Here is a 16,760-nt window from a genome sequence, read left to right as displayed (position 1 = left end):
GTGCGGGGAGCGATGTCGTGTTCACTCAGGGCTGCAAACATCAATTCCCCCCGTTCTGTTCCGTATCCTGTGCCCGCGCATTTCCCGAGAGTTCGTCGACGAGCAGTTCCAGCACGCTCCGTACACTCTCTCTACGGATTTCCGCACGGCCGCCGTTCAACCGCAATGCGGCCACTTTCCCGGCTCCGACCGGTCCCGCCACGGCCACGTACACCGTCCCGACGGGCTGTCCGTCCTGTGGTTCGGGGCCGGCGACGCCGGTCGTCGCGACTCCCCAGTCGGCGCCCAGTCGCAGCCGCACACCCGCCGCCATCTGCAGCGCGACCTCCGGATCGACCGCGCCGCGCTCCGCCAGAAGGGTCTCGTCGACGTCGAGGAGTTCGTGCTTGAGGGCCGTGGCGTACGCCGTGACGGACCCGCGGAAGCTTTTCGATGCTCCGGGTGCCGCGGTGAGTTCCACGGCCACCAGACCGCCTGTGAGGGACTCCGCGGCGGCCACGGTGTGACCACGCTCCGCAAGCAGTTCCAGTACACGGGCGGCTTCGTTCATCGCGCCGACCCCGCGGCCGGGCCCTTCGCGGACGCCCCGGATGCCCCGGGTCCTCCGGGCTTCGGAACGGACTCGCCCGCCTCGCCGCCACCGGACGCACCACCGGACTCACCCGCGGATCCGCCATCGGCCGCCTGCCCGCCGTCGGCCCCCGGCCCGCCGTCCGTCTTCGCGGTCCGTTCCGCCGCCAGCCCCCTGCGCCGCAGGACGATGGCCTCCCGCACATAGTCCAGAGCGGTGACGACCGTCAGCACGACGGCCACCGTCATCACCCAGAAGCGCAGCGTCGCGAGTGGACCGGTGAGCATCAGCACGTACATGCCGACCGCGGTCCCCTGCGCCAGCGTCTTCATCTTGCCGCCGCGGCTGGCCGGAATGACCCCGTGCCGGATCACCCAGAACCGCATCAGCGTGATGCCCAGCTCGCGCGCGAGGATCACCGCCGTCACCCACCAGGGCAGATCCCCGAGCGCCGACAGACAGATCAGCCCGGCGGCCATGATCGCCTTGTCGGCGATCGGGTCGGCGATCTTCCCGAAGTCCGTGACCAGGTTGTACGCCCGCGCCAGGTGGCCGTCGAAGACGTCCGTGATCATGGCGACCGCGAACGCGGCCCAGGCCCACGCGCGCCAGGCCGGGTCGTGCCCGCCGTCCTGGAGCAGCAGCACCACGAAGCCGGGCACGAGCACCAGGCGGATCATGGTGAGGATGTTCGCGATGTTCCAGAGGCCGGCCTGGTTGACGGCCGCAGTGCCCAGCTTGCCGCCGGGCGTGGGCCTACCGGTCCCGCCCGTCGCGGATGCCGGCACTCCGGTCATCTGCCCGCCTCCTCGAAAAGACACTCGGCCACCAGGTCGACGCCTTCCGTTCCCACGACCTTCGCCACGACCATACGGCCGGGCGCGAGATCACGGATCGTGGCCGGGTCCGTGGTGATGAGGACCTGGCCGTCCGTCTCGGGTGCCTGGTGGGCCGCACGGCCGATCACGCCGTCCTCCTCGTCGACGGATTCGACGAGTACTTCCAGGGTCTCGCCGATCCGCTCCTCCGCACGCTGGGCGGTGAGCTCCTCGGCGAGCCGCGAGAGGTGGGCGAGCCGCTCGTCGACAACCTCCTGGTCGAGCTTGTGCTCGTACGTGGCGGCTTCCGTGCCGTCCTCGTCGGAGTAGCCGAAGACGCCGATGGCGTCGAGCCGCGCGTGGGTGATGAAGCGTTCCAGCTCGGCGAAGTCCGCCTCGGTCTCGCCGGGGAAGCCGACGATGAAGTTGGACCGGGCGCCGGCCGTCGGGGCCTTCCCCCGGATCGTGTCCAGGAGCTCCAGGAAGCGGTCGGTGTCGCCGAAGCGGCGCATGGCCCGCAGGACGTCCGGGGCGCTGTGCTGGAAGGACAGGTCGAAGTACGGGGCGACCTTCTCGGTCGACGTCAGGACGTCGATGAGGCCGGGCCGCATCTCGGCGGGCTGGAGGTAGCTGACCCGGACCCGCTCGATGCCGTCGACGGCCGCGAGGTCGGGCAGCAGGCTCTCCAGCAGGCGGATGTCGCCCAGGTCCTTGCCGTAGGAGGTGTTGTTCTCGGAGACGAGCATGACCTCCTTCACACCCTGCTCGGCGAGCCAGCGCGTCTCGTTCAGGACGTCGGAGGGACGCCGCGAGACGAAGGAGCCCCGGAAGGACGGGATGGCGCAGAAGGAGCAGCGGCGGTCGCAGCCGGAGGCGAGCTTCACCGAGGCGACGGGGCTGCGGTCCAGTCGGCGGCGCAGCGGGGCGCGCGGGCCGGAGGCCGGGGCAAGCCCCTCAGGGAGGTCGGCGGGCACGTTCTCGGGGGCGTCCACGGTGCCGTGGCCCGGCAGGGCGACCGCCGCGGCGGCCTGCTGCCGCTCCACCGGCGACAGCGGGAGCAGCTTGCGCCGGTCGCGCGGGGTGTGGGCCTCCACGCTGCCACCGCTGAGGATGGTCTGCAGCCGGTTGGAGATGTCGGAGTAGTCATCGAAGCCCAGGACGCCGTCGGCTTCGGGCAGGGCGTCGGCGAGCTCCTTGCCGTACCGCTCGGCCATGCAGCCGACCGCGACGACGGCCTGGGTCTTGCCGTGATCCTTCAGATCATTGGCTTCGAGGAGGGCGTCGACGGAGTCCTTCTTGGCGGCCTCGACGAATCCACAGGTGTTGACGACGGCGACATCCGCGTCCTCGGCGTTCTCGACGAGCTCCCAGCCGTCCGCTGCCAAGCGGCCTGCGAGCTCCTCCGAGTCCACCTCGTTACGGGCGCAGCCAAGAGTGACAAGGGCGACGGTACGGCGTTCGGGCATGGACTCAAGACTACTTCGTCCTGGCCGTACCCCCGCCGCGCAGGGTTCACCTGCGCGACGGCCGCCGGGAACATCAGCCGACCTGGGGGTCTCCCTTGGCGTAGGAGAGCCGCTCCACGGCACCGGACTCGAACTTGTCCTCGATCTTCTTGCCGTTGACGTAGAGCTCGATCGGGCCGGCGTTGCCGAGGATCAGATCGACGCGCTCGTCGTCCTGGAAGGTCTTGGACTCGCCCTTGAGGAGGAGCCCGTCGAAGAGCAGCTTGCCGTCGCTCGCCTTGGCGGAGATCCAGCTCTTGTCGTCGACCGCGGTCACCTTGACCGTGACCTTGTCCTTCGGAACCGCCGCGATGGCGCTTCCGGTGGGCGCCGGCTTGGTGGTCCTGGTCGGCTTGGTGGTGGGAGTGGTGGTCTTCTTCTCGGGGGCCGGGCCCTCGGCCACGGCGCCGTTGCTGGTCCTCACGTCGGTCCCGTTGAACATCGTGAAGCCGACGAAGCCGACGACGGCGACGATCGCGGCCACCATGGCGGCGGTCCAGTTGGGCCGGCGGGGCTCGGGGCGGATGCGTTCCGCCTCGAAGAGGGGTGCGGCGGGCGTGGGCGCGGGCCGTCCGCCGTGCTCGGCGTCGTACTGCTCGACCAGCGACGCGGGATCGAGTCCCACGGCGCGTGCGAGCGTACGGATGTGGCCGCGGGCGTAGACGTCGCCGCCGCAGCGCGAGAAGTCGTCCTCCTCGATCGCGTGAACGATCGGGATGCGGACTCGCGTGGAGGCACTGACGTCGTCAACGGTGAGACCGGCGGCGATCCGGGCCTGCTGGAGGGCACGACCGATCGAATCCCGGTCGTCTGCCGGGAAGTTCCGGTCGTCTTCGGGGGATTCGGGGGAGTTGCCGATGGACACGAGAGCGCCTTTCGAGCGTGTAACCACCTGCTGGACGTTCAGTCTATGGGTGGTACGAAAGGGTGGGGCAACCGGGCGGACGCAGTTTGTACGCCATGAGGCTGGGACATCATTCCGTCCCTCCCTCCAACTTGACGTACGTCGAAGGGAAACGGTTACCCACGTTCCCTTACGAGTGAGTCTCGACCCGGTCTCGTTCTCTCCCGGCTTCCCCGGGGACGACGGCCCAAGCTCCCCCGTGGTTCACTCCGCGGACTCCCCTCGGATGACGGCCAGTACCCCGTCCAGCTCATCCGGCTTGACGAGCACGTCGCGTGCCTTGGACCCCTCGCTGGGCCCGACGATGTTCCGCGACTCCATCAGGTCCATCAGCCGCCCGGCCTTGGCGAACCCGACGCGCAGCTTGCGCTGGAGCATCGAGGTGGAGCCGAACTGGGTCGAGACGACCAGCTCCGCGGCCTGGCACAGCAGGTCGAGGTCGTCGCCGATCTCCTCGTCGATCTCCTTCTTCTGCTTCGTGCCGACGGTGACGTCGTCCCGGAAGACCGGCGCCATCTGGTCCTTGCAGTGCTGGACGACGGCCGCGACCTCAGCCTCCGTCACGAAGGCGCCCTGCATGCGGACGGGCTTGTTCGCCCCCATCGGAAGGAACAGCCCGTCACCCTTTCCGATGAGCTTCTCGGCACCGGGCTGGTCGAGGATGACGCGGCTGTCGGCGAGCGAGGAGGTCGCGAAGGCGAGCCGTGAGGGCACGTTCGCCTTGATCAGACCGGTGACGACGTCCACCGACGGCCGCTGGGTGGCGAGCACCAGATGGATGCCGGCGGCGCGGGCCAACTGGGTGATACGGACGATGGCGTCCTCGACGTCCCGGGGCGCGACCATCATCAGGTCGGCCAGCTCGTCCACGATCACCAGCAGGTACGGATAGGTCTTGAGCTCGCGCTCGCTGCCCTCGGGGAGCTTGACCTTGCCGTTGCGGATGGCCTCGTTGAAGTCGTCGATGTGTCGGAAGCCGAAGGCGGCCAGGTCGTCGTAGCGCAGGTCCATCTCGCGCACGACCCACTGCAGGGCCTCGGCGGCCCGCTTCGGGTTGGTGATGATCGGCGTGATCAGGTGGGGGATGCCCTCGTACGCGGTGAGCTCGACCCGCTTGGGGTCGACGAGCACCATCCGGACGTCCTCGGGGGTCGCTCTTATCATGATCGACGTGATCAGGCAGTTGATGCACGAGGACTTTCCGGAGCCCGTGGCGCCGGCGACCAGGACGTGCGGCATCTTCGCCAGGTTGGCCATCTCGTAGCCGCCCTCGACGTTCTTGCCGAGCGCGACCAGCATCGGATGGTCGTCCTCGGCCGCGGCGGCCAGGCGCAGCACGTCGCCGAGGTTGACCATCTCCCGGTCGGAGTTCGGGATCTCGATGCCGACCGCGGACTTCCCGGGGATCGGCGAGATGATCCGCACGTCCGGGGAGGCCACGGCGTACGCGATGTTCTTCGTCAGGGCCGTGATCTTCTCGACCTTCACGGCCGGGCCGAGCTCGACCTCGTACCGCGTGACCGTCGGCCCGCGGGTGAAGCCGGTGACGGCCGCGTCGACCTTGAACTCACTGAAGACGGTGGTGAGCGACTCCACCACGGCGTCGTTCGCCGCGCTGCGCGTCTTGCCCGGACCACCACGTTCCAGCAGGTCGAGCGAGGGCAGGGCGTACGTGATGTCCCCGGACAGCTGCAGCTGCTCCGCGCGCGGCGGCAGCTCGGTGTGCTCGGGCGCGGGCTTGGTCAGATCCGGTACGGCTCCGGGAACGCGTCCGGGCTTCTCGCCGCTTCCGGGCTTCTCGCCACGGGCCGTCGGTACCGGGGCGGCCGCGGGGGCCTCCGGAACCTCGGGGGCCTCCGCGGCGGCCGCGGCCAGGGCGGCGGCCCGCTCGGCGGTGACGTCCCGGGTCAGGTCGGCGACCAGCGGGGAGGGCGGCATCCCGTTGAGCACGGCGCCGTCCAGAGCGGCGGCGGCCGCCGCGGCGACGTCCACCGCGTCCATCGGCCGGTCGAAGGCGGGCTGCCCCGAGGGGCGCCGCGGGCGGCTGCGCCGGGTGAGCGCCTCTTCCTCGGCCCGGTCGACGTCGTACACGTCGCCGGGGCCGCCGGCGGCGGGGGCGCCGCGCCTGGGGCGGGCGGCGGGCCGTGGGACGACCTCGCGCCAGTCCTCCTCGTACAGCTCCTCGGCGGCCTCGGGGTCGTACGCGGGCTCGACGAGGCCGAGCTTGACGCCGAGGGCGCGCAGCCGCTGCGGGATGGCGTTGACGGGGGTGGCGGTGACGACGAGGAGCCCGAAGACGGTGAGCAGCACCAGCAGGGGGACGGCGAGGACCTCGCCCATCGCGAGGACGAGCGGCTTGGACGCGGCCCAGCCGATGAGCCCGCCGGCGTCCTGCATGGCCTCGGTGCCCTCGTCGCGTCCCGGGGAACCGCAGGCGATGTGGACCTGCCCGAGCACACCGATGACGAGGGCGGAGAGGCCGATCACGATCCGGCCGTTGGCCTCAGGCTTCTCCGGGTAGAGGATCAGCCGGATGCCGATGGCGCCGACGAGCAGCGGCACGAGCAGGTCGAGGCGGCCGAAGGCGCCGGTGACGAGCATCTCCACGAGGTCGCCGACGGGCCCGCGCAGATGGGACCAGGTGCCGACGGCGACGATCAGCGCGACGCCGAGCAGCAGCAGCGCCAGGCCGTCCTTGCGGTGCGCCGGGTCAAGGCCCTTCGCTCCCCGCCCTATCCCCCGGAACATCGCTCCCACGCCGTGCGCGAGGCCGAGCCAGAGGCCGCGGGCCAGCCGGTAGACACCGCCGGTCGGGGACGGCGCGGGCCTGGGCGCCGCGGCCTTCTTCGCCGCGGTCTTCTTGGCGGGCGCGCGCTTCGCGGGCACGGCCTTCTTGGCCGCGGTCTTCTTCGCGGGGGGCTTGGCGGGCGACTTGGCGGGCGCCGCCTTCTTCGCGGCGCCCGTCGTACGGCCGGCGCGCGGCTTCGCGGTGCCCGCCGTGCCCTGGGAACCCTTGCCGGACGTACGTGAGGCCATGATGCTGAGGTTACCGGTGTGAGCGGCGTCGGACACGTGCGCGTCCGGCCTCACCCGTTCGTGTCGCCCCTGCCCCGGCGGGAAACTGACGCCCGTTCACCGTCGGCACCGGAGCAGTGACGGTACGTCAGCTCTGCGAGGGGAGGACGGACGGGCCGCCGGTGCCCGGCTCCAGGGCGTCGAGGGCCCGCCGCAGCCCGGTGAGCTTGCGCTCCAGATGAGCGGCGGTGGCGACGGCCGCGGCGTCGGCCGAGTCGTCGTCGAGCTGCTTGGACAGCGCCTCGGCCTGCTCCTCGACCGCGGCGAGGCGGGCGGAGAGCTCGGCGAGCAGTCCGGCCGACTCCCTGGCATGACCGCCCTGCCCACTGCCGCCCTCCAGCTGGAGCCGGAGCAGCGCGGCCTGCTCGCGCAGCTGACAGTTCTTCATGTACAGCTCGACGAACACCGAGACCTTGGCGCGCAGCACCCACGGGTCGAACGGCTTGGAGATGTAGTCGACCGCGCCCGCCGCGTAACCACGGAAGGTGTGGTGCGGTCCGTGGTTGATCGCGGTGAGGAAGATGATCGGGATGTCCCGGGTCCGCTCCCGCCGCTTGATATGCGCCGCGGTCTCGAATCCATCCATTCCGGGCATCTGGACATCCAGCAGGATGACCGCGAAGTCGTCGGTCAGCAGCGCCTTGAGCGCTTCCTCCCCGGACGATGCCCGCACCAGCGTCTGATCGAGCGCGGAGAGAATGGCCTCCAGCGCCAGCAGATTCTCCGGCCGGTCATCGACCAGGAGGATCTTGGCCTTCTGCACCATGCCCCGTCCTCCTCGCCCCGGCATCGGCTCTCCCCGACTCGCCGAGTCGGGGGAAGCACCGGGCGCCGCCCCAGAAGACGACTCCCATGCGCCGTCCGTCCTTGTGCCGGTCATCGTAGCCGCACCCCGCCTGTCGCCACACCCTGTCACCGCGATGTCACTGTGCACGTAGCAAAAACGCGGTGAGAGCCCAGAAGGTTCCCCGGATATCGCCCTCTCACACGCCTTCGGCGACAGTCCGTCAACAACCCTCCGTTTCGTTTCCGCGCATCCACTCCTCCATCACGGAGAGCAGGTGATCGGGATCGACGGGCTTGGTGACGTAGTCGGAGGCTCCGGACTCGATCGCCTTCTCCCGGTCGCCCTTCATCGCCTTCGCCGTGAGCGCGATGATCGGCAGCCCGGCGAACTGCGGCATCCGCCGGATCGCGGTCGTCGTCGCGTATCCGTCCATCTCGGGCATCATGATGTCCATCAGAACGACCGTCACGTCGTCGTGCTGCTCCAGTACCTCGATGCCCTCGCGGCCGTTCTCGGCGTACAGCACCGCCAGACCGTGCTGCTCCAGGACGCTGGTGAGCGCGAAGACGTTCCGGATGTCGTCGTCGACGATCAGCACCTTCTCGCCGCTGAAGGAGAACGTACGGCGCGGCTCGGCGTCCGCCCGGTCGTCGGCCGCCGTCTGCTCTGCCTGACCGGCCCGGCCGGGCTGGCCCGGCAGCGCCGGCCGCGCGTCCATCTGCGCCGTCTTGCGCCGGTGCCGGAACAGCGCGCCCGCGCCGGAGCGCAGGTCGGCCGCCATGGGGCTGGGAGCGTAGTGCCCACCGTCCCCGACCTGACCGTCCTCCGGACCCGCGTCCATCGAGCCCGGCTCCCCCGGCCCGTAACCGTTCGGCGGCAGCTCGCTGGGGCTCAGCGGGAGGTAGAGGGTGAACGTCGAGCCGCGGCCCGGCTCGCTCGCCGCGTAGATCTCGCCGCCGAGCAGGCGCGCGATCTCGCGGCTGATGGAGAGCCCCAGACCCGTACCGCCGTACTTGCGGCTGGTCGTCCCGTCGGCCTGCTTGAACGCCTCGAAGATCACCCGCATCTTGCCCGCCGCGATCCCGATGCCGGTGTCCGTCACCGAGAACGCGATCAGATCGGCCTCCGGATCGCACAGCGAACCGGCCTCCAGAAGCTGCTCGCGGATCGACTGCGGCACATCCGTCCCGGCCGGCCGGATGACCAGCTCCACCGCGCCCGTGTCGGTGAACTTCACCGCGTTCGACAGCAGGTTGCGCAGCACCTGGAGCAGCCGCTGCTCGTCGGTGTGCAGCGTCGCGGGCAGCTCCGGCGAGACCCGGACCGAGAAGTCGAGCCCCTTCTCCGCGGTCAGCGGCCGGAAGGTCGCCTCCACGTAGTCGACGAGCTGGACCAGCGCGATACGGGTCGGGGAGACGTCCATCTTGCCCGCCTCCACCTTGGACAGGTCGAGGATGTCGTTGATCAGCTGGAGCAGGTCGGAACCGGCGCCGTGGATGGTCTCGGCGAACTCGACCTGCTTCGGCGAGAGGTTGGCGTCCGCGTTGTCGGCGAGCAGCTTGGCCAGGATCAGCAGCGAGTTGAGCGGCGTGCGCAGCTCGTGCGACATGTTGGCCAGGAACTCGGACTTGTAGCGCATGGAGACCGCGAGCTGTTCGGCCCGCTCCTCCAGGACCTGCCGGGCCTCCTCGATCTCGGTGTTCTTCACCTCGATGTCCCGGTTCTGACGGGCCAGCAGCTCCGCCTTCTCCTCCAGCTCGGCGTTGGAGCCCTGGAGCTCCTTCTGCCGGTGCTCCAGCTCGGCCGAGCGCTCGCGCAGCTGCTCGGTCAGCTCCTGCGACTGCTTGAGCAGCACCTCGGTCTTGGTGTTGACGCTGATGGTGTTGACCGTGGTCGCGATCAGCTCGGCAAGCTGGTTGAGGAAGTCCCGCTGGATCTGGGTGAACGGCTGGAAGGAGGCCAGCTCGATCACGCCGAGGACCTTCCCCTCGAAGAGGACCGGCAGCACGATCACATGCGCCGGGGCCGCCTCGCCGAGCCCCGAGGAGATCTTCAGATAGCCCGGCGGCACGTTGACCTGGATCGTCCGCTTCTCCTCGGCCGCCGTCCCGATGAGTGTCTCGCCGGGGCGGAAGGAGGTCGGCATGGAACCGGCGGAGTATCCGTAACTGCCGCGCATCCGCAGCTCGTACGCACCCTCCCCCTGTCCGCGCAGTTCGGCGCTGCCGGTCGAGGAGCCGGTCGGCATCGCCACGAAGAAGGCACCGTGCTGGGCCGAGACGACCGGGGTCAGCTCGCTCATGATGAGCGAGGCGACGTCGTCCAGATCGCGCCGGCCCTGCATCAGACCGGAGATACGGGCCAGGTTGCCCTTGAGCCAGTCCTGCTCCTCGTTGGCGAGGGTGGTGTCGCGCAGGTTGGCGATCATGGTGTTGATGTTGTCCTGGAGGGCCTGGATCTCGCCCGCCGCGTCCACACCGTCGATCTTCAGATTCAGGTCGCCGCGCGTCACCGCGGTGGCCACGGCCGCGATGGCGCGCACCTGCCGCGTCAGGTTCCCGGCCATCTCGTTCACGGACTCGGTCAGGTCCCGCCAGGTGCCGTCGACGTCCCGGACCCGCGCCTGGCCGCCGAGGATGCCCTCCGTACCCACCTCGCGGGCCACGCGCGTGACCTCCTCGGCGAACGAGGACAGCTGGTCGACCATCGTGTTGATGGTGTTCTTCAGCTCCTGGATCTCACCGCGCGCGTCGATGTCGATCTTCTTGGTGAGATCGCCCTTGGCGATGGCGGTCGTGACGGCGGCGATCTGGCGCACCTGACCGGTGAGGTTCGACGCCATCGAGTTCACCGACTCGGTCAGGTCCTTCCAGGTGCCGGAGACGCCCGGAACCCTTGCCTGGCCGCCCAGTTCGCCTTCCGTACCCACCTCACGGGCGACTCGCGTCACCTCGTCGGCGAACGACGACAGGGTCGTCACCATCGTGTTGACGGTATCGGCCAGCTCGGCGACCTCGCCGCGCGCTTCGACCGTGACCTTCTTCGTCAGGTCGCCGTTGGCGACCGCCGAGGAGACCCGGGAGATGTTCCGCACCTGACTCGTCAGGTTGTTGGCCATCAGGTTGACGTTGTCGCTCAGGTCCTTCCAGATGCCGGTGACCCCGCGCACCCGCGCCTGACCGCCCAGGATGCCCTCCGTACCCACCTCGCGGGCGACTCGCGTCACCTCGTCCGCGAAGTTGGACAGCTGGTCGACCATCGTGTTGACGGTCGTCACCAGCTCCAGGATCTCGCCCTTGGCGTCGACGGTGATCTTCTTCGACAGGTCACCCTTGGCGACCGCCGTCGTGACCTCGGCGATGTTGCGCACCTGACTGGTCAGGTTGTTCGCCATGAAGTTCACGGACTGGGTGAGGTCCTTCCAGGTGCCGGAGACACCCTGCACCTCGGCCTGACCGCCGAGGATGCCCTCCGTACCCACCTCACGGGCCACCCGCGTCACCTGCTCCGCGAAGCTGGAGAGCTGGTCGACCATGGTGTTGAGGGTGTTCTTCAGCTCCAGGATCTCGCCGCGCGCGTCCACGTCGATCTTCTGCGACAGGTCACCACGCGCCACCGCGGTGGCGACCTGCGCGATGTTACGGACCTGGGCGGTGAGGTTGCCGGCCATGCCGTTCACCGAGTCGGTCAGATCGCGCCACACACCGGCGACGCCCGGCACCTGCGCCTGACCGCCGAGCCGGCCGTCCGTACCCACCTCACGGGCCACCCGCGTCACCTGCTCCGCGAACGCGGACAGCTGGTCGACCATCGTGTTGATGGTGTTCTTCAGCTCCAGGATCTCGCCGCGCGCGTCCACGTCGATCTTCTGCGACAGGTCACCGCGCGCCACGGCCGTCGTCACCTGGGCGATCTGGCGCACCTGGGACGTCAGGTTGCCGGCCATGAAGTTGACGGAGTCCGTGAGCTCCTTCCACGTACCGGAGACGCCGTCGACACGCGCCTGACCGCCCAGACGGCCCTCGGTACCCACGTCCCTGGCCATCCGCGTCACCTGATCGGCGAAGGACGAGAGCTGCGACACCATCGTGTTGACGGTGTTCTTCAGCTCCAGCATCTCGCCCGCGACATCGACGGTGACCTTCTGCGACAGATCACCGTTGGCGACCGCCGTCGTCACCTGCGCGATGTCCCGCACCTGACCGGTCAGGTTGCGGAACGCCGTGTTCACCGAGTCGGTCAGGTCCTTCCACGTACCCGCCGCACCCGGCACCTGCGCCTGCCCGCCGAGCAGACCCTCGACGCCGACCTCCCGGGCGACCCGGGTCACCTCGGAACCGAACGCGGAGAGCTGGTCGACCATCGTGTTGACGGTGTTCTTCAGCTCCAGCATCTCGCCCGCGACATCGACGGTGACCTTCTGCGACAGATCACCGTTGGCGACCGCCGTCGTCACCTGCGCGATGTCCCGCACCTGCGTGGTGATGTTGCGGAAGACGGTGTTGACCGAGTCGGTCAGGTCCTTCCACGTACCCGCCGCACCCGGCACCTGCGCCTGCCCGCCGAGCAGACCCTGCGCGCCGACCTCGCCCGACACGCGCGTCACCTCGTCGGCGAACGTACGCAGCGTCTCGGTCATCTGGTTGATGGTGTCCGCGAGTTGGGCGACCTCGCCCCGCGCGCTCACCGTGACCTTCTGCGACAGGTCGCCGTTGGCGACCGCCGTGGTCACCTCGGCGATACCCCTCACCTGATTGGTGAGATTTCCCGCCATCGTGTTGACGGAATCCGTGAGGTCCTTCCAGACGCCGGCGACCCCCGCCACCTCGGCCTGGCCTCCCAGCTCGCCCTCGGTACCCACCTCGCGCGCGACACGGGTCACCTCGGAGGAGAACGAGGACAGCTGGTCCACCATCGTGTTGACGGTGTTCTTCAGCTCCAGCATCTCGCCGGCCACATGCGCCGTGACCTTCCGCGACAGATCGCCCTTGGCGACCGCCGTCGTGACGAGAGCGATGTCACGCACCTGCGCCGTCAGCCGGTACGCCATCGTGTTGACCGAATCCGTCAGATCCTTCCACGAACCGGACATACCGCGTACCTGGGCCTGACCGCCCAGCTTCCCCTCGGTACCGACCTCCAGTGCGACCCGCGTCACTTCGTCGGTGAACGCCGACAACTGGTCGACCAGGTTGTTCACGGTCCGCGCGACCTTCAGGAACTCCCCGCGCAGCGGCCGCGCCGCCCCGTCCGGCCCGTCCGAACGCAAGTCCATCCGCTGGTCCAGATCGCCCTCGGCCACCGCCGAAAGGACCCGCCCCACCTCGGAGACCGGCCGCGTCATGTCGTCGACCAGCGCGTTCGCGGCCTCGATCGCCGCCGCCCAGGCGCCCTCGCTGGCCCCCGCCTCAAGGCGCTCGGACAGCTTGCCCTCACGCCCCACCATGCGCCGTACCCGCGACAATTCGCCGGTCAGATGCATCTGCCGGTCGGCGACCTCGTTGAAGACGGCGGAGATCTCCGCCATCACGCCGTCGCCCGACACGGTCAGCCGCTTGCGGAAGTTCCCGTCCCTCATCGAGACCAGGGCAGCGAGCAGCCGCTCCATGGCCGCCGCGTCCACCTGCACCGTCCCACCACTCCGGGACCGTCCGCCCTTCGCGCGCGTGCCGCTGCCGCTGCGACGAGGCGCCGCCGTGCCAGACTCCACCGTGTCCCTCCCGAAGGGGTTGACCGTACTGCCCGGGCCGTCACCACGAGCCTGCCCAGTGTTTCACCGCTGCCGAACATGGCGATAACAGTTCGGCAGCTTCGCATAGCGTCCCCGCCGACGGGGGACGGAAACAGTGGTGACCGGCATCCGCCCGGACAGCGAAGGTAAGTAACCTGGCATCCGGCTGTCCAACCGCCCCGGTCCGCCCGGCGGGGGTGGGGTGGCGCGAAGACGACCACCGGACAGCGGGAGGGGCAGACCGACCATGGCGGAGCCGGGCGTCGATACGCGTACGAGGAGTTCTGTGATCACCGCGCGGGCGGCTGCCACTTTCGACCCTGTCGGGCGGTCCGTCGCGACCGCCCGCGCCTTCGTCCGGGACACTCTCCAGGGGTGGGGGTACGCCGAGGTCGTCGACGACGCCGTGGTCCTCACCAGCGAACTCGTCACCAACGCGGTCGTCCACGCCGGCACGGCCGCCGACGTCCTGTGCCTACGAAGCGAGGACGGGGTCCGCGTCGAGGTCGCCGACCGCTACCCCGAACGCGAGATCCCTCTCCAGGGCGGCCGCACGGTCGCCCACCCCGACCGGGAGAACGGCCGGGGTCTGCTCCTGTGCGCCGCCCTCGCCACACGCTGGGGAGTCGACTACACACCCACCCACAAACGTGTCTGGTTCCAGCTCGATCTGCCCGAGCGCACGATCGGCACCCGCTCCGCGGGTCCGGTCGTCCCCGACGCCCTCCTCCCGGTCACGGACAGCCGCGTCCGCGTCGCCGTCGCCCAGATCGACCGCGGCGGCGCCATCACCGCCTGGAACGAGGACGCCGAGGAACTCTTCGGTTACGGCTCCGAGCAGGTCACCGGCAAGCCGCTCGGCGACCTCGCTGCCTGGCCGCACACCCCCGGCATCGGCACCGGCCTCGTCGAGGCCCTCCGCCTCTCCCGCTGGGAAGGCAGCTACGGCATCCGCTGCGCCGACGGCCGCGTCATCCCCGTGTACGCCTCCCACCTGCGCGTCCGCGACGCCGAGGGCGAGCCCTCCACAGTCTGCCTCCTGGTACGGGAGTACGAGCGCGCGGTCCTCCAGACCCCGCAGCGGCAACCGGTCTCCGACGCGGGCACCGAGAGCCGCACCACCGACCCCTTCGAGGTCTTCATCGGCTCCCCCGCCCCCGAAGACCTCGACGGCCTCCTCCAGCGCACGGTGGAACGCGCCCGCGACATGCTCGACGGCGACTCCGCCTTCCTGCTGCTCGCCACGGACGACGAGACCGAGCTCGAAGTACGAGCCACCACCGGCCTCCCCTCCGCCCGCCAGCGGTTCGCCCGCGTCCCCGTCGAGACCGGCGCCAGCCGTTACGGCTCCGCCCGGATGCCGGCCGTCCACGAGGACCTGGCCGCCGTCCCCGGCGCCGTACCCCTCCTCGAGGGCACCGGGATGCGCTCGGTGGTCACGGTCCCCCTCAAGGTCGAGGGCCGCCTCACCGGCTCCCTCGGTGTGGCGGCCGAGAGCGCGAACCGCTATTCGAACGAAGAGGCCCTGCGCCTGCAGTTCGCCGCCGACCGCATCGCTCTCGCCGTAGAATCGGCCCGCCTCGGCGAGCTGGAACGCCTTCGCCGCGGCTCCCTCAGCTTCCTCGTCGAGGCCTCCGACCTCCTGGCCGGCACCCTCGACCGCGACCAGACACTGGCCCTGATGGCCCAGATGACGGTCCCCACCCTTGCCACCTGGTGCGCCGTCTACACGATCGCCGACCAGGTCTCCGACCCGTACCTCTCGTACGTCCTGCACGAGGACGAGGACCGCATCGACGGACTGAAGGCCCTGCTCTCGTCCATCGCCCCGCCCGACCCGGTACCCACCCCGGGCGCCCGCGTCTGGTCGGCCCCTGCCGAGGCCGCGCACCGGGCCGCACTCTCCACCTCGATGCGTGAACTGGGCGGCACCAGCGGCCCGTTGTCCTCCGGGATCGACGCCACGCTCGCGACCGCGGCAGTCGTCGGCGGAGAGACGGTCGTCCTTCCGCTCGTCGCCCGCAACCGCGTCATCGGCATGCTCACCCTGGGCAAGCCGTCCGACGACCACTTCCGCCAGGAGATCCTGGAGCTCGCGGAGGACCTCTCCCGCCGAGCGGCCCTCGCCCTCGACAACGCCCGCCTCTACTCCGAGCGCGTGGCCATCAGCCAGTCCCTCCAGCGGAGCCTGCTGCCGCCCGGACTGCCCGACATCCCGGGCGTCGAGGTGGACGTCATCTACCGCGCGGCCGGCGAGGGCAACGAGGTCGGCGGCGACTTCTACGACCTCTTCCCGATCCGCGACAACGCCTACGGCTTCGCCATCGGCGACGTCTGCGGTACGGGACCGGAGGCCGCGGCCGTGACAGGCCTGGCCCGCCATGCCCTGCGTCTGCTGGCCCGTGAGGGCTTCGGCGGCCCGGCGGTCCTGGAGCGCCTCAACGCGGCGATCCTCGACGAGGGCGCCCGCAGCCGCTTCCTGACCCTGTTGTACGGCGAGATGTGGCCGCAGGAGGACGGCTCGGCCATCCTCAAGGTCGTCTGCGCCGGCCACCCGCTGCCGCTCCGCCTGCGCCAGGACGGCACGGTAGTGCCCGCCGCCGATCCCCAGCCGCTCCTGGGCGTCCTCGACGATCTGGAGCTGTACGAGCAGACCATCACGCTCGACCCGGGCGACGTCCTGCTCTGTGTCACCGACGGCGTCACGGAACGCCGGGAGGGCACGCGGATGCTCGGCGACGACGGCCTGATCGAGGTCCTCAAGACGTGTACGGGCCTCACGGCCGGCGCGGTCGCCGCCCGCATCCTGCGCGCGGTCGAACGCTTCGCCCAGGAGCCCGCCTCCGACGACATGGCCATCCTGGCCATGCGGATCCCCGAGCCCCGGCACGGCGACTGACATCGCCTCGTCGGGCCCGCGACACCGGGCCCGACGAGGCACCCTCGCTTCTCCTACGAACGACAACGCAAAAAGGCCCCCGCCATAAGGCGGGGGCCTTTTCTCTGAGCCCTTTAACGGAATCGAACCGTTGACCTTCTCCTTACCATGGAGACGCTCTACCGACTGAGCTAAAAGGGCGGGTTGTTCGGCGGCGTCCTACTCTCCCACAGGGTCCCCCCTGCAGTACCATCGGCGCTGAAAGGCTTAGCTTCCGGGTTCGGAATGTAACCGGGCGTTTCCCTAACGCTATGACCACCGAAACACTATGAAGATATCGAACCGGATATTGGCACAGTTCGTTACTTCAGAACTAACACAGTGGACGCGAGCAACTGAGGACAAGCCCTCGGCCTATTAGTACCGGTCAGCTCCACCCATTACTGGGCTTCCACATCCGGCCTATCAACCCAGTCGTCTACTGGGAGCCT

At 69.7% G+C, this 16,760-nt stretch carries 8 protein-coding genes, 1 tRNA gene and 2 rRNA genes; 1 reads left to right on the top strand and 10 read right to left on the bottom strand.

Translation table 11 applies throughout. The features are described 5' to 3' along the window. Positions 1-40 precede the first annotated feature (40 nt). The 7 genes from ACFYV5_RS00055 to ACFYV5_RS00025 all read right to left on the bottom strand — a co-directional run bounded on the left by ACFYV5_RS00055 (position 41) and on the right by ACFYV5_RS00025 (position 13,268). A complete protein-coding gene (locus ACFYV5_RS00055; protein WP_355106011.1) occupies positions 41-550 on the bottom strand; it encodes a CinA family protein in 510 nt (169 codons plus the stop codon). Further along, positions 547-1,368, bottom strand: coding sequence for a CDP-diacylglycerol--glycerol-3-phosphate 3-phosphatidyltransferase (pgsA, locus tag ACFYV5_RS00050; RefSeq protein ID WP_389162423.1), 822 nt, complete (start codon positions 1,366-1,368; stop codon positions 547-549). Before pgsA ends, ACFYV5_RS00055 begins: the two co-directional genes overlap by 4 nt. Beyond that, positions 1,365-2,855 carry a 30S ribosomal protein S12 methylthiotransferase RimO gene (gene rimO, locus ACFYV5_RS00045; RefSeq protein ID WP_355106007.1) on the bottom strand — a complete coding sequence of 497 codons (1,491 nt, stop codon included), beginning with the start codon at positions 2,853-2,855 and terminating at the stop codon, positions 1,365-1,367. Before rimO ends, pgsA begins: the two co-directional genes overlap by 4 nt. Before the next feature lie 73 nt (positions 2,856-2,928). After that, positions 2,929-3,759: a helix-turn-helix domain-containing protein gene (locus tag ACFYV5_RS00040; protein WP_355106005.1), complete on the bottom strand. Its 831-nt coding sequence runs from the start codon at positions 3,757-3,759 to the stop codon at positions 2,929-2,931. Positions 3,760-4,002: 243 nt separating this feature from the next. Beyond that, positions 4,003-6,834 (bottom strand): DNA translocase FtsK, encoded by a 2,832-nt coding sequence (locus ACFYV5_RS00035; protein ID WP_389162419.1) that lies wholly within the window; start codon positions 6,832-6,834, stop codon positions 4,003-4,005. 127 nt (positions 6,835-6,961) lie between these two features. Beyond that, the gene (locus ACFYV5_RS00030) at positions 6,962-7,639 is read right to left on the bottom strand and encodes a response regulator (RefSeq protein ID WP_355106001.1); all 678 of its coding nucleotides are present in this window, start codon (positions 7,637-7,639) and stop codon (positions 6,962-6,964) included. A gap of 241 nt (positions 7,640-7,880) precedes the next feature. Beyond that, positions 7,881-13,268 carry a HAMP domain-containing protein gene (locus tag ACFYV5_RS00025; protein WP_389164975.1) on the bottom strand — a complete coding sequence of 1,796 codons (5,388 nt, stop codon included), beginning with the start codon at positions 13,266-13,268 and terminating at the stop codon, positions 7,881-7,883. Positions 13,269-13,638: 370 nt separating this feature from the next. Here ACFYV5_RS00025 and ACFYV5_RS00020 point away from each other — a divergent pair, with 370 nt between their 5' ends. Next, complete coding sequence (locus tag ACFYV5_RS00020) at positions 13,639-16,290, top strand: SpoIIE family protein phosphatase (RefSeq protein WP_389162415.1); 2,652 nt, start codon at positions 13,639-13,641, stop codon at positions 16,288-16,290. Positions 16,291-16,397: 107 nt separating this feature from the next. On the opposite strand, the gene ACFYV5_RS00015 is transcribed toward ACFYV5_RS00020, so the two are convergent. From ACFYV5_RS00015 to ACFYV5_RS00005, 3 genes are all read right to left on the bottom strand, one after another. Next, positions 16,398-16,470: transfer RNA gene (locus ACFYV5_RS00015), tRNA-Thr, on the bottom strand. Positions 16,471-16,475: 5 nt separating this feature from the next. Continuing rightward, positions 16,476-16,592 (bottom strand): 5S ribosomal RNA (gene rrf / locus ACFYV5_RS00010). A gap of 74 nt (positions 16,593-16,666) precedes the next feature. Then, positions 16,667-16,760, bottom strand: a 23S ribosomal RNA gene (locus ACFYV5_RS00005); the annotation flags it as partial.

Source organism: Streptomyces sp. NPDC003035 (assembly GCF_042888285.1).
GTDB lineage: Bacteria > Actinomycetota > Actinomycetes > Streptomycetales > Streptomycetaceae > Streptomyces.
This window is presented reverse-complemented; position numbering and strand designations above follow the sequence as displayed.